Annotated in this window: 19 protein-coding genes and 1 pseudogene; 8 read left to right on the top strand and 12 right to left on the bottom strand. The window is 30.3% G+C overall.

The window, feature by feature from the left end:
* Positions 1–26 precede the first annotated feature (26 nt).
* A pseudogene (locus RHP49_15005) lies at positions 27–349 on the top strand (YbaB/EbfC family nucleoid-associated protein).
* A gap of 12 nt (positions 350–361) precedes the next feature.
* Here the strand turns inward: RHP49_15005 and RHP49_15000 are convergent.
* Positions 362–1378, bottom strand: a complete 1017-nt coding sequence (locus RHP49_15000; GenBank protein ID WNH12190.1) for a GntG family PLP-dependent aldolase — start codon at positions 1376–1378, stop codon at positions 362–364.
* Between the two features lie 142 nt (positions 1379–1520).
* Here RHP49_15000 and RHP49_14995 point away from each other — a divergent pair, with 142 nt between their 5' ends.
* Complete coding sequence (locus RHP49_14995) at positions 1521–2186, top strand: hypothetical protein (GenBank protein WNH12189.1); 666 nt, start codon at positions 1521–1523, stop codon at positions 2184–2186.
* Between the two features lie 183 nt (positions 2187–2369).
* On the opposite strand, the gene RHP49_14990 is transcribed toward RHP49_14995, so the two are convergent.
* Positions 2370–3494, bottom strand: coding sequence for an ATP-grasp domain-containing protein (locus RHP49_14990; protein ID WNH12188.1), 1125 nt, complete (start codon positions 3492–3494; stop codon positions 2370–2372).
* A 173-nt stretch (positions 3495–3667) separates the two neighbouring features.
* Here RHP49_14990 and prfB point away from each other — a divergent pair.
* From prfB to RHP49_14970, 4 genes are all read left to right on the top strand, one after another.
* A protein-coding gene (gene prfB, locus RHP49_14985) for a peptide chain release factor 2 (protein ID WNH12187.1) occupies positions 3668–4778 on the top strand; the annotation gives its coding sequence in 2 pieces (ribosomal slippage) (positions 3668–3730 and positions 3732–4778; 1110 coding nt in all).
* Positions 4775–5395: an HAD family phosphatase gene (locus tag RHP49_14980; protein WNH12186.1), complete on the top strand. Its 621-nt coding sequence runs from the start codon at positions 4775–4777 to the stop codon at positions 5393–5395. Before prfB ends, RHP49_14980 begins: the two co-directional genes overlap by 4 nt.
* Positions 5392–5733, top strand: a complete 342-nt coding sequence (arsC, locus tag RHP49_14975) for an arsenate reductase (glutaredoxin) (GenBank protein WNH12185.1) — start codon at positions 5392–5394, stop codon at positions 5731–5733. The genes RHP49_14980 and arsC overlap by 4 nt, the downstream gene beginning before the upstream one ends.
* 146 nt (positions 5734–5879) lie before the next feature.
* Positions 5880–8414, top strand: coding sequence for a TonB-dependent receptor (locus RHP49_14970; GenBank protein WNH12184.1), 2535 nt, complete (start codon positions 5880–5882; stop codon positions 8412–8414).
* 74 nt (positions 8415–8488) lie between these two features.
* Here RHP49_14970 and RHP49_14965 read toward each other — a convergent pair whose 3' ends face one another.
* Positions 8489–8662, bottom strand: a complete 174-nt coding sequence (locus RHP49_14965; protein WNH12183.1) for a hypothetical protein — start codon at positions 8660–8662, stop codon at positions 8489–8491.
* A gap of 235 nt (positions 8663–8897) precedes the next feature.
* On the opposite strand from RHP49_14965, the gene fumC reads away from it, so the two are divergent.
* Entirely contained in the window at positions 8898–10295 is a 1398-nt protein-coding gene (gene fumC, locus RHP49_14960; GenBank protein WNH12182.1) for a class II fumarate hydratase, read from the top strand.
* Between the two features lie 134 nt (positions 10296–10429).
* On the opposite strand, the gene RHP49_14955 is transcribed toward fumC, so the two are convergent.
* Together RHP49_14955 and RHP49_14950 are read right to left on the bottom strand one after the other, a co-directional pair.
* Positions 10430–11014 carry a Crp/Fnr family transcriptional regulator gene (locus tag RHP49_14955; protein ID WNH12181.1) on the bottom strand — a complete coding sequence of 195 codons (585 nt, stop codon included), beginning with the start codon at positions 11012–11014 and terminating at the stop codon, positions 10430–10432.
* A 294-nt stretch (positions 11015–11308) separates the two neighbouring features.
* Positions 11309–12193 (bottom strand): chromosome partitioning protein ParA, encoded by an 885-nt coding sequence (locus RHP49_14950; GenBank protein ID WNH12180.1) that lies wholly within the window; start codon positions 12191–12193, stop codon positions 11309–11311.
* A gap of 108 nt (positions 12194–12301) precedes the next feature.
* Between RHP49_14950 and RHP49_14945 the strand changes: the two genes are divergently transcribed.
* Complete coding sequence (locus RHP49_14945; GenBank protein WNH12179.1) at positions 12302–13321, top strand: formimidoylglutamase; 1020 nt, start codon at positions 12302–12304, stop codon at positions 13319–13321.
* Between the two features lie 192 nt (positions 13322–13513).
* Here RHP49_14945 and RHP49_14940 read toward each other — a convergent pair whose 3' ends face one another.
* The 7 genes from RHP49_14940 to RHP49_14910 form a co-directional block, all read right to left on the bottom strand.
* Positions 13514–15205, bottom strand: coding sequence for a hypothetical protein (locus RHP49_14940; protein WNH12178.1), 1692 nt, complete (start codon positions 15203–15205; stop codon positions 13514–13516).
* 68 nt (positions 15206–15273) lie between these two features.
* Positions 15274–15798, bottom strand: a complete 525-nt coding sequence (locus RHP49_14935; protein ID WNH12177.1) for a hypothetical protein — start codon at positions 15796–15798, stop codon at positions 15274–15276.
* A 185-nt stretch (positions 15799–15983) separates the two neighbouring features.
* The gene (locus RHP49_14930) at positions 15984–17219 is read right to left on the bottom strand and encodes a hypothetical protein (GenBank protein ID WNH12176.1); all 1236 of its coding nucleotides are present in this window, start codon (positions 17217–17219) and stop codon (positions 15984–15986) included.
* 161 nt (positions 17220–17380) lie between these two features.
* Entirely contained in the window at positions 17381–17968 is a 588-nt protein-coding gene (locus RHP49_14925) for an NUDIX domain-containing protein (GenBank protein ID WNH12175.1), read from the bottom strand.
* A gap of 52 nt (positions 17969–18020) precedes the next feature.
* Entirely contained in the window at positions 18021–18296 is a 276-nt protein-coding gene (locus tag RHP49_14920) for a hypothetical protein (GenBank protein ID WNH12174.1), read from the bottom strand.
* Between the two features lie 2 nt (positions 18297–18298).
* Positions 18299–20257 carry an AAA family ATPase gene (locus tag RHP49_14915; protein WNH12173.1) on the bottom strand — a complete coding sequence of 653 codons (1959 nt, stop codon included), beginning with the start codon at positions 20255–20257 and terminating at the stop codon, positions 18299–18301.
* A gap of 54 nt (positions 20258–20311) precedes the next feature.
* Complete coding sequence (locus tag RHP49_14910) at positions 20312–21391, bottom strand: hypothetical protein (GenBank protein WNH12172.1); 1080 nt, start codon at positions 21389–21391, stop codon at positions 20312–20314.
* Positions 21392–21446: the final 55 nt, after the last annotated feature.

Raw genomic sequence — 21446 nt, 5'->3', positions numbered from 1 at the left:
GCACGTAACACAAAAAACTAGAATTTATGTTTGGAGATATGATGGGCATGATGGGTAAATTAAAAGAAGCCCAAAAAAAGTTGAAGACACTAAAAAAAGGTTAGATACTGTTTTAATTGATGAAGCTAGTAATGACAATAAGCTTAAAATAACATTAACAGCTAATAGAACAATTAAATCTATTACTATTGATGATGAATTACTTGAAGATAAAGAACAACTAGAAGATTATCTTATTTTAACTTTAAATAAAGCCATTGCAAAAGCAACACAAATAAATGAAGCTGAACTAGCTGCCGCTGCTAAAGATGGTATGCCGAATATTCCAGGGATGGATATGTTTAAATAATATTTTATTAGACTACATGTTTATAAGATTTTCTAATAATTTATCATGCATCTCATTTGTATAATCTAAATGTGTTACCATGCGTAATTTACCACTACCCATGCTTATAATATGAATATTTTTATCGGCTAATTTTTGAAAAAAATGGTTTTCATTAACATCATTATGCAATTCAAAAATTACAATATTCGTTTCAATAGGTTCTACTGTTTTAATCATTGAGAGTTTACTCAACTCCACACCTATCTCTTTTGCTTTTTGATGATCAATTTTTAACCTTTCAATATTATTATCTAAAGCATAAAGTCCAGCTGCAGCTAAATAGCCTACTTGTCGCATATTACCACCAAATATTTTTCGAATTCTAATGGCATTTTGCATAATTTTAGAATCGCCAACCAAAATAGAGCCTATTGGACAACCTAAACCTTTACTTAAACAGACTGAAATGGTGTCAAAAACTTCTCCGTATTGTTCTGTAGTTTCTTTCTTCTCAACTAAAGCATTCCATAAACGGGCGCCATCTAAATGAAAACCTAAATTATTTTCATCGCAAACGGTTCTCATCTTTTTTATTTCATTAAAACCCCAACATGCTCCTCCTCCTTTATTCGTAGTGTTTTCAATTTCTACTAAACTTGTTTTGCTATAATAATAAGTATCTGGATTTATAGCTTCTTCAACTTGTTTTGCTGTAAACATGCCTTTACTACCATCAATTAACTTACAAGAAACCCCACTATTAAATGATGCACCACCAGATTCATAATTATAAATATGAGCATATTTATCGCAAATAACCTGATCTCCAGGATTTGTATGAAGCTTTAAAGCTGTTTGATTAGCCATAGTACCACTAGGAAAAAACAAAGCTTGATCTTTACCAAACATTTTTGCAACTCGTGTTTCTAGCTCATTAACTGTTTCGTCCTCTCTAAACACATCATCGCCAACTTTAGCTTGCATCATGGCTTCCAACATATATTTTGTTGGTTTGGTTACAGTATCGCTTCTAAGGTCTATAATCATATATTCTTTATTAAATTTATCACTCTTTTTTTCTGTTTGACGTTTATCAATGCTATTTAACCAAAAAAAATATATTAGTACTATATTTAAACTATTTTGGTGTAAATTTTATTACAAATAAATTTAAAATAGCTAATAAAAAATGAATATTATTATTTCTGAAATAATTAAAATCAAACAAAAACTAAATAAAGATAAAATACCGCATTTTATAGTTGCCATTTATATTTTAGTTGCCTTTTTATTATGTGGTGTTTTTTATATAAACAAAAAATTTAATATCCCTTTTGAGAAACTTACTGGAGACCCTGCGTTAATTTTTAAGTCTCATCCATTCATTGGTTTTTTATCTAATATAGGCATCCTATTATGGTGTTTCACGGCATCTATTTGTTATTTTTCTGGAATTATCTTATTTAAAGTTAATGATACAAAAAAAAGCCTTTTTTTTCTTAGTTCAGGATTATTTACTAGCATACTTTTAATAGATGATTTTTTTATGTTCCATGACTATATCTTTTATTCATTTGAAAGTTTTAAAATAGTACAACCAATAACATTTGCTATATATGCCATGTTATTGCTTTGGTATATAATTAAGTTTTATAAAATTATTTTAGATAGTGTCTATGTTTTTTTAGCACTAGCCGTTGGTTTTCTAGGTTTATCTGTATTAATAGATTTAATATTTGAAAGTAGCGGTTTAGAATATTTTATAGAAGATGGATTTAAATTTATAGGAATAATAAATTGGATGCTGTTCTTTTCTATAACTGCTTATCAAACTATCTTAACTAAATTAAAATAATCTAAATATTTAACATCCTTCTAAACTTAGAATAAATAATATAAAAATATTTACTCCCTTTTACTTCAAACAAACAGTTTATTAAAAAAGGTAAAAAATTACTATTTGTTTCTGGAATTAAAATAGATAATTGGTTTGATTCTCTTTTCATTAAAATAAAAACAAGTTTCATTATAAAACAAATTAACCCCTAAACATATTTTTAATTTTATAATAAATGATAAAAAGAAGAGGTAATGGATCCTTCAAATAATATTTTACTGGTGTATTATTAAAAATAAAATTTAATCGAAATAAAAATAATCCATTAGTTCGTATTGTTTTACTCAACCCTTTTAAATTTAAATATTTGACATGTTTATATTTTGGCAATTCAAAACTTAAATTTAAACTCGTTAAGCAATGTAAATATGGAAAATTCACACCTGCAATTTCAGAACCCTCCGTTGTTTCCCAATACCTTGGGTTTATTTCTATTACTTTAAACTTTTTATCACTCTCATCATAACGCATATCTATATGTGCTACCCCAGACCAGTTAAGAGAATTCATTAATTTTTCGACAACATTATACAAATCTTCCTCAAATAAAAAATCTAATCCAATATTTGGTACAAACTCACTGTCTCCTGCTAAAGTTCCTTTTTGTATAGTAAATGCCAAAATATCGCCATTTTTACACAACACACTACAATCTATATCATACCCTTTTATATAATTTTGAATTAAATAAGGATAATCAACTTTGTTTGATAAAAAAAAACTTTTTAATGAAGCTTCATCATTAAACAAATTAATACCCTTTCCTCCACCTAAACCTTCCAAAGGTTTCATTAGTATAGGGAATTCGATAGGAGGCTCTTTGCATATTTCATTTTTATTATATAAAACACTTTTTGGTGCTGGTATATTAAATAAATCTAAGTGCTTTGATAAGCGACCTTTGTTATTTGCCAAATAAAAAGCATCCAATTCAGGTAATAAAACTAACTTATCACTTTGATGCAATAAATCTTTATATTTTATTAAAGTAGATATACCATACTCATCTATTGGAAGTATTAAATCAATTTCAAACTTCTCAAGTTCTTTATTCAAATTTGAAACCCATTCTATGTCATCAATAGTATTTGGATAATACGATATATTTTTAATTTTTTTTGATCTGCCTACCCCTTCGTTTTTATTATTTGAAATTACATATATATCAACACTTTTAACTTGGGATAAACAATTTACAATAAAAGGTAATAAATTGATATGTCCTTTTAGCACTAAAACAGAAATTTTTTTTTCACCAACATTCATTCTAGCTCGTATTTATTAAAGATTATTGATATTTAAATATGGGAAAATTATTTAATAAAAAAAAACTTTCCTTATCAGTAGAAGTAATTATCTATTAACTACAAATAAAAACAAATGCAATCACTAAATCTTTGCCCAATAAATTCTATTTTTGTCCAAAACAAATTCTACAAATGATAACATCCGATCAAATTAAAGATCTCAACACCCGCCTTGACAAACTTAGGCACTATCTTTGACATAGATAAAAAACGTATTGAAATACAAAACGAAGAAGAACAAACCTTCGATCCTAATTTCTGGAATGACTCTAAAGCTGCAGAAATTATAATGAAATCACTTCGTGTAAAAAAGAAATGGGTTGAAGACTACAATGCAGCCAAAACACGTATTGAAGACCTTGAAGTTTTATATGAATTTTACAAAGAAGGAGAATCTACTGCCGAAGAAGTTGAACAACAATACCAAAGTATCGTAACACTTCTTGAAGATATAGAGTTTAAAAACATGCTTTCTGAAGAGGGCGATAGCTTAAGTGCCGTTTTACAAATAACAGCTGGTGCTGGTGGTACAGAAAGTTGCGATTGGGCAAGCATGCTTATGCGTATGTATTTAATGTATGCTGAAAAAAGCGGTTTTAAAGTAAAAGAACTAAACTTTCAAGAAGGTGATGTTGCTGGTATAAAAACGGTGACTTTAGAAATTGAAGGCGATTTTGCTTTTGGTTGGTTAAAAGGTGAAAATGGTGTGCATCGCTTGGTGCGTATTTCTCCTTTTGATAGTAATGCTAAGCGTCATACTAGTTTTGCTTCTGTTTATGTCTATCCGCTAGTTGATGATACCATAGAAATAGAAATTAACCCTGCCGATATTGAAATTACAACAGCGCGTTCTAGTGGTGCTGGTGGACAAAATGTAAATAAAGTCGAAACCAAAGTGCAATTGGTGCATAAACCTACTGGCATTCAAATTCAGTGTTCAGAAACACGTTCGCAACACGATAACAGGTCTAGAGCTATGCAAATGCTTAAATCTCAATTATATGAAATAGAACTTCAAAAACAATTAGCACAACGTGAAGATATTGAAGCCGGTAAAATGAAAATTGAATGGGGAAGTCAAATCCGTAATTATGTCATGCAACCCTATAAATTGGTTAAAGATGTAAGAACGGCTCATGAAACAAGTAATGTTGATGGTGTTATGGATGGTCAAATTGACGGCTTTTTAAAAGCCTATTTAATGATGATGGGACAAAAAGTTGAGGACGACGGACAATTATGACTAAAATAGACACCATAATTTTCGACTTAGGTGGTGTTTTAATTGATTGGAACCCCGAATACGTTTTTCTTGATGCTTTTAATGGTGATAAAGAAAAAATGAAATGGTTTTTAGAGAATATTTGTACGATGCAATGGAATGAAAATCAAGATGCAGGGTATCCTACAAAACAAGCGACTAATGATTTGGTTTCACAATTTCCTGAATACAAAAAATACATTAAAATGTATTATGGAGAATGGGAGCACATGCTTAGAGGCGAAATTAGTGGAACGGTTAAAATTTTAGAAGCACTTATAAATTCTAATAATTACAAAGTAATCGCACTAACAAATTGGAGTAGCGAAACCTTTCCTATTGCACAAAAGCATTTTGAATTTTTAACTTGGTTTCAAGGTATTGTTGTTTCAGGTAATGAAAAAACAAGAAAACCTTTTAAAGAAATTTATGAGATTACACTTAACAGGTTCAATATAAATCCAGAAAAAGCCCTTTTTATTGATGACAATATAAGAAATATTAAAGCTGCCAATACACTTAAAATTAAAGGCATTCATTTTAAGAACCCAGAACAACTTCAGAACGAATTAACAACATATAACATTTTTATAAAATGACAAAAATATATCATAATCCACGCTGTTCTAAATCTAGACAAGGTTTAGAAATACTAACTAAATCAGGAAAACCTTTTGAAGTTATCAAATATTTAGATGAGAATCTTTCTACTGAAACTTTAAAAGACATTGTTGCGCTTTTAGGTATTAAACCAATTGATTTAGTAAGAAAAAATGAAGCTATATGGAAAAGTGATTTTAAAGGTAAAACTTTAACTGATTCTGAAATTATTGAAGCTATGGTTAAAAACCCAAAACTTATTGAGCGCCCAATAGTTATAAATGGAAACAAAGCTGTAATTGGTAGACCTCCAGAATTAATATTAGAAATTTTATAGCTTATTAGCTATTATAAAACGTATCTGTCTTTCAAGTACTAAATATCATTTTGCCAACGGTTACTATGTTTTTTTATTTAACAAATATTTAACGACTAAAACATTAAACCACCCGCTGCTATTATAGTCTAATAGAAAAAAATTCAATGAAAAACCTAACAACCAGTATTCTATTTATTTTATTATCCCTAACTTCTAATCTCGTAAAAGCTGAATCAGACAAAAACATTACCGTTAGAGGCAAAGTTATCGATGCAGAAACAAAAGAACCTTTAGAATATGCTACTGTTTCTTTTTATAGCCAAGTCGAAAATAAAATTATAGATGGTGTTATTACAGATGTTAATGGTGAATTCAACCTTAAAGTAGCTAAAGGTATTTACAATATTAATATTGAATATATATCATATAAAACAGCAAAATTAACGAACAAAAATATTACTCAAGATTTAGATTTGGGAGTTATATCATTAAAAATTGATTTTGAATCATTAGAAGCTGTTCAAGTTGTTGCCGAACGTACCACTGTTGAAATTAAACTTGATAAAAAGATATATAACATAGGTAAAGATCTTACTACTGCAGGTGGAACGGTAAGTGATGCTCTTAATAATGTACCTTCCGTTTCTGTTGATATTGAAGGAAGTATTAGTCTACGCGGAAATGAAAACGTTAGGATTTTAATTAATGGCAAACCGTCTGCTATGGCTGGTTTTGGAGATACCAATGTTTTAAGTCAGTTACCAGCTGAAGCTATTGAACGCGTAGAAGTTATCACATCCCCTTCTGCAAGATACGGCGCTGAAGGTACAGCAGGAATTTTAAATATTATTCTTAGGCAAAAGGAAACTTTAGGATTTAATGGATCATTAAATTTAACCGCAGGTAACCCTGATAATATTGGTGTTTCTACAAATATAAATTATAGAACAGAAAAATTTAATCTGTTTTCAAACTTTGGGTTTAGATACTTTAACTCGCCTAGAAATAGTTTTAACGACACAGAATACTTTGATAAAATAATAAACAATGTTTCTACAGCTCCAGAATATGAGAGAATACGAGAAGATGCAGAGGTAGAACGCCTTAATAGAAATTATAATGCTAGTTTTGGCATGGAGTACTTTCTATCTAAAAAAACATCATTAACTGGTAGTGTTTTTTACAGATATGGAGAAGATAGAGATACAGCTCTAAATAATAGTGACCGTTTTAATAATGGTAGTATTGTTGAACAAACTTTACGAACTGAAAAACAAAATGAAGATGGTAATAACTATCAGTTTGCATTAAATTATATTACAAAATTTAATAACGATGGGCATCAACTAACAGCTGATGTTCAATTTGAAAAAGGTTCAGAAGAACAATTCACATATATTAATGAAGATTATTTAGTCACAAATCAAAGTAATCCTGAACCTTTCCAAATAGAAAAAGTAAATGAAATAGAAGACGAAAAAGAATCTTTATTTCAAGTAGACTATGTTCTTCCTATTGGGAAAAACACTAGGTTTGAAGCTGGATATAGAGGTAACTTTGAAAACAGCATAAAAGATTATACATTAGAACAAGAAGATATAAATACTAATACCTTTTTTGTTAATGATACCATTTCTAATATTTTTGATTATACTGAAAATGTTAATGCGGTTTATACACAATACGGAACAAAATTTGGTGAATTCTCTTTTCTATTAGGATTACGATTAGAAAATACACAATTAAAAGGTAAAATAAATTCTACACTAAGTGATGCTGAACTTGAAGATTCATTCGGTTTTCCTATTGATACAGATTTCAATAAAAACTACTTGGGTCTATTCCCTACTCTAAACCTTATATATAATTTATCAGGTAGTGTGGAAGATTCAGAAGAAAGTATCACTTTAGGGTATAACAGACGAATTAATAGACCACGTGGTTGGTTTATTAACCCCTTTCCCTCTCGTTCAAGTCGAACTAATATATTTCAAGGAAACCCGAATTTAAATCCTGCTTTTGCTAGTGCTTTCGATTTAGGCTATTTAAAACGATGGGACAAATTAACTTTAACAACTTCTGTTTATTATCAACATGAAACAAATTCTTTTGAATATGTACAAGAAAACACAGGTGAACAAACATCTGATGGCATTGATATTATTAGAACTATTCCAGTAAACTTATCTACAAATAAAAGAACAGGAGCAGAATTTGGTATGCTTTACAACCCTGAAAAATGGCTAAGATTAAACACAAGTTTTAACTTTTTCCAGTTTAAAACTGAAGGAGAGTTTAATGATGTAGATTATGGAGCTAAAAACACTAGTTGGTTTGCTCGTTTTAGTAGCAAAGTTTCTTTACCATCAAAAATAGATTGGCAAACAAATGCATTTTATAGAGGTGCAAGACAAAATGCACAAAGCGAAACCGAAGGCATCTTTTCTTTAGATTTAGCTTTTAGTAAAGAGATTTTTAATGATAATGCCACAATCTCATTAAATGTTAGAGACTTATTAAATTCAAGAAAACGAAAATCGTTAACAACTACAGAGTTCTTTTCAAGATATAGTGAAAACCAATGGAGACAACGTCAAATAAACCTATCGTTTAGATATCGTTTTAACCAACAAAAAAAGCGTAACGAACGTAGAAATAACCAAGGTGGAAATGGTGATGATATGGATTTTGAAGGTTAAAAATCAAAATATTCAAAAACAAAAAAGGAAGCTAAAATTAGCTTCCTTTTTTGTTTTTATTAATTATATCTTAATTATGCTTGACGCTTAGCCTTCTTTTCTTCTCTAATTTCTTTTAATCTTTCAATTAAAGAACCTCCTATCCAATAAGGAATTACAAAGGTTAATAAAAATATCATTAACCAAAATCCTATTGTTAATATGGTTAAAAATGCTAAAAAGCCTAAATATTGGTCAAAATCAAACATAGTTGTATGTGTCTATTAAAAATCTGAAGCAAAGATAATGCAAAGGTATTTGTTATACAATATCAAAATTAAATTTATTAACAGAGTTTTTAACTAATGTTAAATTCTACTTATAAACATGGTATCAAATCAATAATCAGTCAATTAAAAAAACTTATAAAAAACTGACACTTATCATACTAATAAAAAGCATAAATCAATTAACTTTACATCTTCAAATTTAATCATTACTAAGATGAGTTTTAGAATAGAAAAAGACACCATGGGTGAGGTAAAAGTACCTGCCGATAAACTTTGGGGAGCACAAACAGAACGCTCTAGAAACAACTTTAAAATAGGCCCTTCTGCGTCTATGCCTCTTGAAATAATTTATGGATTTGCTTATTTAAAAAAAGCAGCTGCCTATACTAATTGTGAATTAGGTGTTTTACCAATTGAAAAACGCGACTTAATAGCTGCTGTTTGTAATGAAATATTAGAAGGTAAGCATGACGACCAATTTCCTTTAGTTATTTGGCAAACAGGTTCTGGTACTCAAAGTAATATGAATGTGAATGAAGTTGTAGCTAATAGAGCGCAACAATTAGCAGGAAAAATTATTGGTGAAGGAGAAAAAGCTATTCAACCAAATGATGATGTTAACAAATCACAATCATCTAATGACACCTTCCCTACTGGCATGCACATTGCTGCTTATAAAAAAATAGTAGAAATAACCGTCCCAGGCGTAAAGCAATTACGAAATACATTAAAGAAAAAATCTGAAGACTTCAAAGAAGTAGTTAAAATAGGTCGTACACACTTAATGGATGCAACACCTTTAACGTTAGGACAAGAACTTTCAGGATATGTTGCTCAATTAGATCATGGACTAAAAGCACTAGAAAACACTTTACCTCATTTAAGTGAATTAGCATTAGGAGGAACTGCAGTTGGTACTGGACTAAATACACCAAAAGGCTACAGTAAACGTGTTGCAGAATATATTGCTGAATTTACAGGTTTACCATTTATTACTGCTCCTAATAAATTTGAAGCACTTGCTGCACATGATGCTTTAGTAGAAACACATGGTGCTTTAAAACAACTTGCTGTGTCTTTAAATAAAATAGCTAATGATATTAGAATGATGGCGTCTGGACCAAGAAGTGGTATTGGTGAAATTATTATTCCAGCTAACGAACCAGGTAGTTCTATTATGCCAGGAAAAGTTAACCCAACACAATGTGAGGCTTTAACTATGGTTTGCGCACAAGTTCTAGGAAATGATGTTGCTATTTCTGTTGGAGGCTTACAAGGTCATTATGAGTTAAATGTATTTAAACCAGTTATGGCAGCAAACGTTTTACAATCTGCTGAATTGATTGGAAATGCTTGCGTTAGTTTTGATGAAAATTGCGCTATTGGAATAGAACCTAATCAAGAAGTTATAACAAAGCTATTAAATAACTCACTAATGCTTGTTACTGCTTTAAACACTAAAATAGGCTACTATAAAGCTGCTGAAATTGCAAATACTGCTCATAAAAATGGAACAACCTTAAAAGAAGAAGCTATTAATTTAGGTTACGTTACGGCAGAAGATTATGATGCCTGGGTTAAACCAGAAAATATGGTAGGAAGTTTAAAATAAACGTTCTTAAATACAACATATAAAAAAACAGGTAAATAATTTACCTGTTTTTTTGGTTGGTTAGCTATCAATCCTTTGTATTTATATTAAAAAGGAGATCAAGACAAATATATCATTTAACCAGCTTGGTGTTATTAACAAATGTTAATAACACCTATTTTTTTTCTAATTCTACTTAATTGTACCGCTGTTATTCCTAAAAAAGAAGCAATATGATATTGAGAAATTAACTCATCTATATTAGGATTTTCCTTTCTTAATTCTAAATAACGCTTTGTAGCATCCATTGAAATTAACTCCACTAAACGCTTTTCGTATTGAGTATACAACATCCCTAAAATATTGTTATGAAGACCTTTAAGCACTAAATTACTTTCACATAGCTTCATTAACTCATAATAATCTACTTCATAAACTTTACAGTCTGTAAGTGTCTCGAAAGTAAAAAAAGAAGGCTTCTTTTCTCTTAAAGCTGTTAAAGAGCCAACAAAACTTGTTGGTAAATAAAAACTTTTATTAAATTCTTTTCCTGACTCTGTAGAAATATAACATCTAATTACCCCATAAACTAGCATATAAATTTTAGATGTCATTTCATCTAACTTTATTATTTGGGTTCCTGCAGGAATTCTTTTTAATTTAGAGATGCTTTGAAGTTCTTCAAAAGTTTCCTCAGAAATCTTCGAAATAGAATTCAGATAATCAAAATTTATTTTCATTCTATTTATTGGCTAATGGACATATTAAATACTTTTTTAACAAGAGTTATTTTAGTGTCAAAAACTAAATCGGAAACATCTTCTAATTTCATTAACAAAAATACTTCTGTAAAATCAAAATTACATCTTCTATCTCAACTTTTATTAATTTGTCTATTATTTGCTAATAAATTTGTTAACATGTCTTACTAAGTATTGCTTTTGATAATTCCGTATAAATTACCTGATAAACTATATATAAAAAAGCCTCAAGTTAATAACTTGAGGCTTTCCCTTTAAGTAATATAAACGTTCTTATTTCAAAGTAAATTCAGACGTTGAAACTAAATCTTTTTCATTAAATACATTTACTATATAGCGTCCTTTTGCAAAATCGCTATTTCCTTTTGATGCTACGAACTCACAAATATTAAGACTTGAATTTTCATAATTAAACTTACTAATAATACTATAGTTTAATGTTTTTTCATCAAACTGTACTTGTTCGTTTAATCCCAAAGTATTGTTTTTAGGATCTATTACTTGAACATATAACTCTTGCTCTCCTTCTTGTACTAAAGTGTTTTTAGCGACAGTAAAACAAACTCTAATTTTATCTGTACGACTTGCTCTTTCAGTAGGGATTAATTTCCCAGAAGTTCTTTCTATAACGCCAAATCCTTTTAATCCTACAGTATTTAATAAGGATGCATTTTCAACAACTTCGGCTAAAGCTGTATTTTGGACTAGTAGAGAATCTGTAAACATATTACGCTCTTCTAAACGAACACGTGTACTGTCTAAAGATGTAGCTAAATATGAGTTCTCTACTCTTAATGAATCGTTTTGAGCCAATAAAACATCCATTTCTTGTTGTAAAGACTGGTATTTCTTTTTATATCTCCATAAGCTCTTTACATTTGTTTCAGAAATTTTTAAAGAGTCAATTAATCCTTGAATTCGTTCTCTAGCTTCAACTAAATTAGCATTAGTAACTGTATTCTCGCTAATAGCATCATCATATTGCTTAGCCATAGCGTTTAAATCGTTCATTACTAATTGTTTTTCTTCTGTTAATTGCTTTTGTGTATCATTACTTTTTTTATACAAATTCATTGTATAAAATGCTGTTCCTAAAAATAAAACTAAAGCTACTCCCAAAGCTATTTTAAGGCCTTTACCACTTGTGTTGTTTTCCATAATTACTTGTTTTTAATTCTAATGTTATTTAATCTATAATACTTGTTTTTTTATAATGCTTTAAATAAATAATAACGTATTTTTAGTCTTCAAAATTTATTTACTCTTATGGATAAACTGGTTTTATTTAATAACACTACTCGAAATAAACTATTAAACAAACGCTCTGGTGAATCCAAATTTGGCGAACATGTTAAAATATTAACCAGCATTTCCAATATATACGAACAACTTAATAATTTGGATGTTACACATGTAATAATTGGTTTTCCTGAAGATGTTGGTGTATTCGCTAATTACGGAAAAACAGGAACTTCAAATGCTTGGGAGGCTACTCTTAAAGTTTTATTGAACATTCAAAGTAACCAATTTACTAAGGCTAACAAGGTTTTAATATTAGGGCATTTAAATTTCTCTACCGAGTTATCTGAAATCTCAACACTAAACCAGTCGAAAAAAAAAGATATAGAAAAAGCTAAGAAAATAGTTTCTAAAATTGATTCTTATGTGTCTCATATTATTCATCAAATTGTTTTAGCTGGTAAAAAACCCATTATTATTGGTGGTGGACATAACAATGCCTACGGAAATATTAAGGGAACATCTTTAGCTTTAAGTAAGCCTATAAATGTGATTAATTTTGATGCGCATTCAGATTTTAGACCTGAAGAAGGGCGCCATAGTGGTAATGGTTTTAGTTACGCTTACGCGGAAGGGTTTTTAGAAAAGTACTTTGTGTTCGGTTTACATGAAAACTACACAGCTGATACATTACTGCAATCTTTAAAAAAATTTAAATTTATTAAATACAATACCTTTGAAGCTATTGAAATTAGAAAGGAATTAAAATTTAAAGCAGAAATGGAACGCGCTTTAAAACATATTGAAGAAAAACCTTTTGGTATTGAAATAGATTGTGATGCTATACAGAATGTACCAAGTAGCGCCATGACTCCTAGCGGATTCAGCGTAAATAAAACCCGAACATTTGTAAACTATTTTGCAAAACATAAAAATGCTAGCTATTTACATATTTGTGAAGCAGCTCCAACAAAAAAAACAAAAACTCAGGTTGGAAAATTGATTACTTATTTAATCACCGATTTTATTAAAGCACAGGACAATTAGTATTATTCCTTTTGAAAAAACGTTTTACAAATAGAGTTGGTTACACTCCCTTTTTTATGCAGAACGTTGCAATATCATGATAGAGTTGGTGTTTTAATGGTATTGTCATGTCGAACAAAGTGAGATATCACATTACAAATGATTGATGAGTATTGATGAGATTTCTCCTGTCGTCGAAATTATTCAAGTTTACTAATTCCCACTAGCCTTCAAAGAATCAATCTGTTTTTGTAAACGGTCAATGGTTTCTATTTTTTCATCTATAACAGGCATTATGCTAACAGAATCTTTTAAAGTTTCAGGTAAATCAATTTCTTTTGTTTCTTCAACAAAATAATAACCAATTCCTTCACTAGAACGCCAAGCCTCATTAAGTTGGTCGTAAACCGTTTTATCCCATTGACTTGGGTGCTTTACATCAATCCAAACCACATCGCGATATTCACTATCAATAAGTGCTAAATCTGGTGTTGCAGACCCATCAAAATTATCTGAACCTTCACGAATTGCCGAAATAGTACCTAAAAAGAACATACGTTTTCGTCCTGCTATATTTTTTATATAAGGCCTAAACTCAACAGGCTTGTTAACACTCCAGTCAAATTCTTTACGTGATTCAATTACTTTTAAAGGCATTGCCGAAACTCCTGCATACCCTTGTTTTTTCGAGGCATGATCGTAATAATATAATTTATCTGTACCATCTGAAGGTATAAAAACACTATAGGTTAAACTGGTACGCTCATCACCTACTGGTTCTAATCCGAACCAATGATATAGACCACTATAAGCATCTGTATTAGTGTCTGAAAAATCAAAATCTGTTACAAAAGGTTGTTGGTTTTGGTCGTCTGGTAAATTCGGGATTTTAACCGCTGTTTCCATATTCCAAGGCAACGGATCTGAAAATCCTCCAATAAATTTTAACGATTCGGCTTGCAATCGTGATACTTTTTCAGACAAGGTATTCTGACGCGTTAAATACGGATGATTTTTCATCTCTTCAGGACTAATGAAAGTTCCCATACCAATTAAAATACGTTCTAGATAATCGTTAAAATCATGTTCTCCGTTTTCTATCACCATAACACCACCAAAAGTAGGATATGGAAACAAAAAACCTTTCCATTTAATTAAGCTAACAACTTCTACCCACTGTCCTGTATCATTCTTCATGTAAAAGGTATCACTCGGTTCGTAATTAAATAACATCCAAGGATTAAAACGCTGTACTACGGCATTATATGTATTCCGACTAAACTTTAAAGATTCACCTATAGAAAAAGTTACTGGGATTCTATTTTCACTAGAAAATCTTGGAAAAGGTGTGGTACTAGATACTGCAAAAACCTCTTCGGTATTATCGGTCATACCTTGCCACATGTATTTCTCGGTAGGTTGAATGGCCATAGTCCATTTATTTTCATTTTCAATTCTCACCAAGTGAGGTAACGATACGTCTTTGGTTTCGCCTACACTTTCATTTGCCATAGAAAACACATTACGTAATGGCTGGATACGTTCGTTTTGTGTTAATGGTAATTCGTTTATTTCAACCTTATTCAAATTATTAAAAACGTTATATGTTTTCATATAATCGTACATTTTAAAGTGCCATCCTACAGCATATAGAATTCCGAAAAAAACCGCCAATAATGCAAGAACACCTAGTCTACTACCTGTATTAGATGATTTTCTAAATTTTCGTAAACCAAAAAACAACACCGTTCCACTTAATAGAATGATAAAAACAAACTTTCTAACAAATAACAAACCAGGTTGATAATCGTCTCGCATTACAAATAATACGATAAGCAAAATCAACAAAACAATGACTGTTATTCTTTTTTGTTTTTTTCCTTTATTCCAATAGTTTTTAATCATTTTATACTTTTTTTACCAAGAATTCACTAATATTTTAAACTGAATACTGTTGACTGCCACTGTAGACTTTACAAAAGCCCTTTATCTTTCAACCGTTCTCTGGCACTCTTTTCTTCCTTCTTTGGGGCTTCTTTTGGTTCTTCAATCACTTCTGCGTCTTTAGTTTTTAAATCCTCAATAAAATCTTTTCCTTTTTCTATAGTATCGTGTACTATATCTTCTAAAGAATCACTTTTTTCTTCAATAACTTTAGAAGACCTAATTACAAAATTAGCAATATAAGTACCTATAAGTGTTCCAACGGCAAATGAAGAAAATGCCGAAATACCATTATAACTTCCGAATACAGAAACTGGTGTTAAAAATTCTAAAATCAAAGCAAAGACTAAAACAAAACTTACAACAAAAACTAGTCTGGGTAAAAAGGCTTGTTTAAAAACAAAACCTTTTGGGTTGTCAGCTGTCATTTGTAGTTCCTTACTATTAACTAATTTATTCAAAAATCGATATGCACCATTACCATTAGATTCTCTCCAGTATAAAAAGATTCCAAATAATATGGCTACAATAAAAATCACTAATTCTAGTCCCATAAGCTTGTCTATTTTATTTATTCTCCTCCTTTTTTATGGAGGAGTGGCTTTCGATTTCTTAAAATCGGAAGACGAGGTGGTTATTAAACCCTTCCGTCTTTAATTCTTTTATCAAATTAAATCCACTTTCCCTTAAAAAGGGAAGGAATTTATTAATTACTTTATATTAAGTTAGTCTATAAATTTTAAATATTGTTACTAATGGTTTCAATAGCCCAATCTTTTAAAGATTCGTCCCATGTTTTAAAACTGTTATAAAATGCTTCTTTATGATACCAATACCAGAACAATACATCTTTTGATGATATGTTAACTAATAACATCCATATTAAATCTTGATGCTTAGCTTCTAACGATGAATGTGGCTGATGCAAGGCTTGAAAAAGTTTTAAATCGACTATATCGGCTATTTTAAATTCATTACTTGTCTCTATTTTTTCAAGATAACGTTCTACACTCATTACCTTTTTACGCGATTCTATATCTAATTTATTTAAGTAACTTTTATACAAAATAGGATCGTTTAGAATGTCTTTTATAGGGTGTTGTGTCTTTTTCAAATATAGAGACATTTCAAATTTCTTGATGCGATCGTATCTATTTGTCTTAACAACAGTTTCTAAATCATACTCAATAATAACGTGGTCGCGTAATTTATCCATGAGTTCTGGTTGCTCAATATGATAAATCAACACATCATAATTGGTGTTTTTTATAGCTTCCTTATACCATGTTTCATCTTCGAAAACAACGATAGGTGTTATAAAGTCTCGCAACACATAAACACCTCCAAAGCCTCTAGTATAAAAAGAATCAGTAGTGTACTGAAGTTCATGCAATTCTAAATCTCTATGACGTAAATCGCCATATGCTTTCGCAGAATTTAATAATTGCTCATGTATCGTTTCATCAATAAAATTATTATTTCTATTAAAAATATCAATCAGTTCTAATTGCTCCTTTTGAATATTGACTAAATCATTTATTAAATGGAAATGAATTGTAACCTTATTATACTTTAAAACATCTAAAGGCTCGTAAAAAGCATCAATACCTTGATCGAAATCCAGACAGATAGCACAATCGCGTGTAATATCTTTTATCTTTTCTTCATGAACTTTAAAAACAAATTTCATGATATCTCTATCAAACGTATGAAAAGGTAAATACACAGGTTTCCCTTTTTGTAATGGTGAAATAATAATTCCACAAGGATTTGCTTCTCCATTATTTAAATAATGAGGTTCTTCCTTTTCTTTAGCAATTTCAGGACTCCAACCTATTCCATCAATAGAAAACGATTGTAGTTTTGTTTCTGTAAAACCGAGTTTCACTAAGCACTTGTTATAACGTTCAACAAGTTTTCCGCTTACAGGAATAAGTTCACTTCTGTATAAATTGGATGCTTTTAGTTTGTCCATTTCTATTGTAACACTGAGATTCACAGAGAAACACAAAGTTTCACTATGGTTATATATTTTCTGTGATTTTCTTTACAGCTCATTTAATTTCACTAAATCTATTTTTCTAAATTTTCTCTCTGAGAAACTCTGCGAAAACTCCATGTTTCTCTGAGAAATAATTAATCTCCTAGCAACTTATGAATCATCGCATATTGCAACAACACAATGGTTCTAGTATCTTGAATATCTCCATTATTAAGCATTGTAACCGCTTTTTCAAAAGGGAGTTCTAATACTTCAATATCTTCGTGTTCGGTATCTAATCCGCCTCCATCACTAACCTTCATATCATCGGTGTATTCACCAACAAAAAAATGCATTTTTTCTGTCATAACTCCTGGTGATGAATAAGCTTCATATACTTTTTTAACTTCTTTTAATCGATATCCAACCTCTTCTTCCGTTTCTCTAATAATACAGGCTTCTGGATTATCTTTATCTAACATTCCAGCAGCAATTTCAACTAAAAAACCATTTTCATTATCATTTTGATAGGTTGGCATTCTAAACTGTTTCGTTAAAATAACAGTTTGCTTTTCTTTATTGTAAAGCAAAATACCCGCACCATCACCTCTATCATACACTTCTCGCATCTGGTTTACCCATTTACCATTACGCATTAAATAATCAAAACGTAACTTTTTAAGTATATAATAATTGTCTGAAAGTAAAGTACTTTCAATATTTTTAATGCGATTATCACTCATATTCTATTATTTTCCTTTTATCAGTTTTTAATGTGTAATACTTTTTTTCTTTTCAAGAATTTAAAATAATGATGTATAAATAAATTGGAATAAATAAAGTGCCTATGATATTCAAAATTATCTTTTTTCGAAAAATTAATTGAAGAATAAAATCTATGAATAAGGCTGATGAAATTAATGCGAAAACCAAAGCTAAGGCAACAATACCATAACCATCTCCTTTTGACACTTCATCCCATTTCATAATACCATATACCAGTAAAAACAAATATCCTGTAATTACAGAAGAATTTAAAACGGTTAATGAATATTTAAATTTAGACATCATTATTATCGTCTTTCAAACGTTTGTCTTGCTTCAGTTTCTATATTTAATTGATTGACTCTTGCATCTACTTTTCGTTTAAAATCGGTATCTGATATTGTAGCCACATTATCTAAATAACGCACCACTTCTTGACGACGAATTTCAGAAAAATTCAATCCTTTCATATTAGCACGCATCAATTCTTGAAGCATATTAAACTTCTTATCATAATCTTGTTTGAAATATATTTCTGGGTTTTCAAACCAATCTTCTTCCAAATCAAAATCTGTTAAACGTAATGACACCGTGCTTTGAATATTTCTAACATCGCGTGATGAAAAGAATGGAAACGCCTTTTGCATCTCCTTATATAAGTTGGCATAAAACAAATGCTGATTCGATTTAAACTGTTTTTCTACCCGATCATAAATATCATGAACACGTTCTTCGCTTGGTTTATTACTCACATTTAAGATTTCACCCATGTTTTTAGCCAAACCTTGATCTTGTAAATAAGCATAGTTTTCTGGTCCTTGCATGTTTACAAAATCAGGCATCGTTTCATCTAGTTTACGCCACCATAAATGATCTTGGTCTAAAAAATCATGTTCTGTTCGTGCGCCATCAATTTTAAAACGTCCTTGCACACGAGAAATGACTGCCTTATCTAACATTTCTGGAAGATTGGTAAATAAACCGATAGAACTATTACCGTAATTTACGGCATAAGCACCTTCTGTATATCTTAAAAACACACCTATAACTTCTTTAACACCAGCCGAAACACCTTGGGCAGTACGTTCTTGCAAATTATTTTCGGCATCATCAATTGGCGCAAAAATAAGTTTGGTAGGATCTTGTAAAGGTTTCATCCACTCCACCATTTTTTCGGCAGAACCACCTTGAAACGTACTTATTAAAGTATCTGGCATGGGATGAAACAAAAACGGAATATCTAATGTATCACAATGCTCTTTCAATCTGGTTGCAATAGCAGCAATAAGCATACTTTTTCCTGTTCCTGGAATGCCATAACCCATAAATACAGGCATAAAACCACCAAGCTCTTGAAAGGGATTTTTTTTTGCTGTAAAATCGTAACTCAACATACGTTCGGTTAAACGCCGTGCAAAATGCTTTGCATCTCGATTACCTACAATTTGCTCAAACTTAATTTTATTAAATTCTATGCTTTTAGCCGAACCGGAAAATACGTTATTCCAACCTGATATTGCAAACTCAGACTTTTCAAGTTTATAAGTTCTGTCTTCAATACTGGTTGTATATTCTAAAGAACTTTTACGTAACTGAATTTCATCTATTAAAGCTTCAAAATAAACCACCGTAAAATCAATAACATCTTTATCAGACTTTACAATTTCTGGGTGCCCTAAATATTTATCATAATAAAACAAACTACATGACAACCCTTTTAAAGGCGTCATTAATGATACCTCTGGAATGCCTGCAAATTTTTGCTTCATTACAGATAAATCATCTGATGCATGTGGTTTTAAATCGTTTAAAATTTTATACGAAGCTGCAAATAACATAAAGGCTGTCGCTGTATGCATTTTACTTTCAAACTCGCGCTTTCCGTTGGTATCTAATGCGGATTTATTTTCGTTTAAACCGGATAATCCTGAAGCATCATAATAACTATCTTTTATCCAAATACCTAAAGTAATACCTTCCTGAACGGCATAAAGCGTCTGATTTAAATAAATAGGAATGGCCACCGAATCTGGTAATAAGCGCTTTTTTAAAGCCAAAATGGTTTTTGAAACCGATGTTACTTCAGTAGAACTACCATTATTAGCACGTGATAAATACAATAAAATAGATTCGTTTTTAGCGTCCTTATCTTTATTCTTAGCACGAGATCCTTGCTCCCATTGTATGCTTTTTAAATAAGACGCTGCTTCATCACGAAGCATATCAAGTTCGCTTAATTTTATTGGGAATGTTGAGTTGTGTTCCATTATTAGTCTTCAGTATTAAGTTTGCAGTTTACAGTAATGACTACTGCTACTGTTTCACCTCTTTAAATCTATTTTTAATCCTGCAATTTCAATAGGCCCTTTTGCTAACCCATTCATAATCTCTGGTGTTTTATTATATAATAATTGTATAATTCTATGCGGAGCAAACACATATTTTTGCTTAAACACATCGTCCCATTTCTGAAGGGTTTGCTTATTAAAAAAACTGCCTTCTTTAAATTCACTCCCCGACTTTACCTCATCTATTCTTAAGGAAATGGCATACGACTCTAACTGAATTTCTTTTTTTCCAATACTTTGCAAAATAGCATGTGTTATTACATTTTCATCTTTAGCAAACACATTATGCATGGGACCTAAATCAATTCGCTTTATGAATTTGGGTGATACTTTTGGCAATCGTTTATCAATTGTATAAGCCATGGTATCTAAACTCATTTCTCTATCAGACGTGGTTTTTAAGACTTCATAAATTTCATCTTTATAATCATTTATACGATTTCCGTCATAATTAAAATACATAAAACAAATAAATGGTCGGTTATGCGATACATCATAAAAACTCCAACTTGTCATAAAATCTGCATCAGAATCTTTTGGTGCATTCAAAATTTTACCCTGAACAAATCGGTTAAATATATATTCCTTTTTTACCGAAGAATAATACACAATAGAAGACGCTTGAAACAACTTACTTTTTTTAATAGGCTGTTTTTTATGCATTAAAGTTTCTAAAAATTCTTCTTTTAATGTCGCAATGGGCGTCAATTTACCTAAATACTCATCACGCAATTCTAAATCGTTAAATAAGTATCTAAATTCTAAATAATTAGGAAATCCAGATTCGGTTAAATCAACTTTCATATTATCCTCTTCATCATACATATATTTAATACGCATGGCTTCAATAGAATACAAAAGCAAATCGCAATATTGTTTAAATAATAACACTTCTTGCCCGTTACAAAGTTGTTCTCTTTGTACAGTAACAATCAATTCTTTAAAAGCAAAATCTATCATTTCATGATAAAAAACATAATGCTCTTTGGAATCGAGTATGGCAGAATCTAAAGGTGTTACAATGCTGTTTATGGACATGTATTCAGTATTCATTTGCAGTATCCAGTATGCTGTTTAGCCACGAATACACTAATGTTTTTATCTTTAA

Source organism: Flavobacteriaceae bacterium HL-DH10 (genome assembly GCA_031826515.1).
Lineage (GTDB): Bacteria > Bacteroidota > Bacteroidia > Flavobacteriales > Flavobacteriaceae > Thalassobellus > Thalassobellus suaedae.
Note: the sequence above shows the minus strand (reverse complement) of the source record. Positions and strands in the feature narration are given on the sequence as shown.

Bases quoted from the DNA above. Each gene is read 5' to 3' on its own strand.
- RHP49_14970 (WNH12184.1), top strand. From the start codon at position 5,880: ATGAAAAACCTAACAACCAGTATTCTATTTATTTTATTATCCCTAACT.
- RHP49_14965 (WNH12183.1), bottom strand. From the start codon at position 8,662: ATGTTTGATTTTGACCAATATTTAGGCTTTTTAGCATTTTTAACCATA.
- arsC (WNH12185.1), top strand. From the start codon at position 5,392: ATGACAAAAATATATCATAATCCACGCTGTTCTAAATCTAGACAAGGT.
- RHP49_15000 (WNH12190.1), bottom strand. From the start codon at position 1,378: ATGATTATAGACCTTAGAAGCGATACTGTAACCAAACCAACAAAATAT.
- RHP49_14925 (WNH12175.1), bottom strand. From the start codon at position 17,968: ATGAGTGATAATCGCATTAAAAATATTGAAAGTACTTTACTTTCAGAC.
- RHP49_14935 (WNH12177.1), bottom strand. From the start codon at position 15,798: ATGGGACTAGAATTAGTGATTTTTATTGTAGCCATATTATTTGGAATC.
- fumC (WNH12182.1), top strand. From the start codon at position 8,898: ATGAGTTTTAGAATAGAAAAAGACACCATGGGTGAGGTAAAAGTACCT.
- RHP49_14915 (WNH12173.1), bottom strand. From the start codon at position 20,257: ATGGAACACAACTCAACATTCCCAATAAAATTAAGCGAACTTGATATG.
- RHP49_14990 (WNH12188.1), bottom strand. From the start codon at position 3,494: ATGAATGTTGGTGAAAAAAAAATTTCTGTTTTAGTGCTAAAAGGACAT.
- RHP49_14910 (WNH12172.1), bottom strand. From the start codon at position 21,391: ATGAATACTGAATACATGTCCATAAACAGCATTGTAACACCTTTAGAT.
- RHP49_14940 (WNH12178.1), bottom strand. From the start codon at position 15,205: ATGATTAAAAACTATTGGAATAAAGGAAAAAAACAAAAAAGAATAACA.
- RHP49_14930 (WNH12176.1), bottom strand. From the start codon at position 17,219: ATGGACAAACTAAAAGCATCCAATTTATACAGAAGTGAACTTATTCCT.
- RHP49_14950 (WNH12180.1), bottom strand. From the start codon at position 12,193: ATGGAAAACAACACAAGTGGTAAAGGCCTTAAAATAGCTTTGGGAGTA.
- RHP49_14980 (WNH12186.1), top strand. From the start codon at position 4,775: ATGACTAAAATAGACACCATAATTTTCGACTTAGGTGGTGTTTTAATT.
- RHP49_14945 (WNH12179.1), top strand. From the start codon at position 12,302: ATGGATAAACTGGTTTTATTTAATAACACTACTCGAAATAAACTATTA.
- RHP49_14920 (WNH12174.1), bottom strand. From the start codon at position 18,296: ATGATGTCTAAATTTAAATATTCATTAACCGTTTTAAATTCTTCTGTA.
- RHP49_14955 (WNH12181.1), bottom strand. From the start codon at position 11,014: ATGAAAATAAATTTTGATTATCTGAATTCTATTTCGAAGATTTCTGAG.
- RHP49_14995 (WNH12189.1), top strand. From the start codon at position 1,521: ATGAATATTATTATTTCTGAAATAATTAAAATCAAACAAAAACTAAAT.